Source organism: Vibrio sp. 10N.222.46.A1, from assembly GCF_041473595.1.
GTDB lineage: Bacteria > Pseudomonadota > Gammaproteobacteria > Enterobacterales > Vibrionaceae > Vibrio > Vibrio tasmaniensis_A.
The window spans coordinates 1,065-2,732 of the sequence record NZ_JBFRSN010000812.1; the positions used below are offsets into that span (position 1 = coordinate 1,065).

At 46.9% G+C, this 1,668-nt stretch carries 2 protein-coding genes; both read left to right on the forward strand.

What is annotated here, in order from left to right; all coding sequences use genetic code 11:
- Positions 1-1,071, forward strand: a 1,071-nt coding sequence (gene atpA / locus AB4496_RS20420; protein WP_372131792.1) for a F0F1 ATP synthase subunit alpha, incomplete at its 5' end; no start/stop codon positions are given.
- 47 nt (positions 1,072-1,118) lie between these two features.
- Positions 1,119-1,668 (forward strand): ATP synthase F1 subunit gamma (atpG, locus tag AB4496_RS20425; protein ID WP_372131794.1); only part of this gene is annotated, 550 nt, incomplete at its 3' end.

A 1,668-nucleotide genomic window follows, 5' to 3' on the forward strand; every position in this document is an offset into this window, starting at 1 on the left:
CCTATCGGTCGTGGTCAACGTGAACTTATCATCGGTGACCGTCAGACGGGTAAAACAGCGTTAGCTATCGATGCGATCATCAATCAGAAAGATTCTGGTATCAAATGTGTGTACGTGGCTATCGGCCAGAAAGCCTCTACTATCGCAAACGTTGTTCGTAAACTCGAAGACCACGATGCGCTTAAAAATACCATCGTTGTTGTAGCATCAGCATCAGAATCAGCCGCGCTTCAATACCTAGCACCTTATGCGGGTTGCACCATGGGCGAATACTTCCGTGACCGTGGTGAAGATGCACTGATCATCTATGATGACCTATCAAAACAAGCCGTCGCTTACCGTCAAATCTCATTGCTACTGAAACGCCCACCGGGTCGTGAAGCCTTCCCTGGCGACGTATTCTACCTCCACTCTCGTCTACTAGAACGTGCTGCAAGAGTGAATGCGGAATACGTAGAGAAGTTCACGAACAGTGAAGTGAAAGGCCAAACAGGCTCACTGACAGCGCTTCCTATCATTGAAACTCAAGCGGGTGACGTATCTGCGTTTGTACCAACCAACGTAATCTCAATTACTGATGGTCAGGTTTTCCTACAAACCCAACTGTTCAACTCAGGCCTACGTCCTGCTGTTGACCCTGGTATCTCGGTATCTCGTGTGGGTGGCGCGGCGCAGTGCAAGATCATCAAGAAACTGTCTGGTGGTATCCGTACATCATTAGCTCAATACCGCGAATTAGCCGCATTTGCTCAGTTCTCTTCTGACTTAGATGACATGACGCGTAAGCAGCTTGACCATGGTGAGCGTGTAACCGAATTGATGAAGCAAAAGCAATACTCTCCGATGTCTGTCGCTGAGCAAGCAACGGTTATCTACGCAGCAGAAAAAGGCTATTTGGCTGACGTAGAGTTGAACAAAATTGCACGTTTTGAAGAAGAATTGATTGCTTACGCGAAAGGTCAAAACCCAGAGTTGTTCGACACCATCAACGCTAATGGTGACTACAACGATGAAATTGATGGCGCTCTTGCAAAGCTTCTCGGTGACTTTGTAGCGTTGAAAGCTTGGTAAACGCTCCGGTTTGTTGGCTGGAAATCAAAACAAATTAGGAGCAGATAATGGCAAATACTAAAGAAATTCGCACCAAGATAGGCAGTGTTAGTAACACTCAGAAAATCACCAGTGCAATGGAGATGGTTGCGGCAAGTAAGATGCGTAAGGTTCAAGACAATATGACGCTAACACGTCCATATGCAGAGAACATGCGCAAAGTTATCTCTCATGTCGCATCAGGGTCGCTCGAATACCAGCATCCCTACCTTCAACAGCGTGAACCAAAACGCGTTGCTTACATCATTATTTCGTCCGACCGGGGCTTATGTGGTGGCTTGAACTCGAACTTGTTCAAGAAAGTGTTAGAAGAAATGGAGCAATGGCGCACCAAGGGAGTCGAGGTAGAAACAACCTTAGTGGGATCTAAGGCTATCTCGTTCTTCCAACGCAGCGGCAATGTTATCGCGCAAACGTCAGGCCTTGGTGACGCGCCTAAATTAGAAGACATTTTAGGTACGGTTAACGCGATGCTAGGGCATTACGACGACGAAAAAATCGACAGCTTGTATCTCGTTTATAACCAGTTCATCAACACCATGGTTCAAGAACCAACGA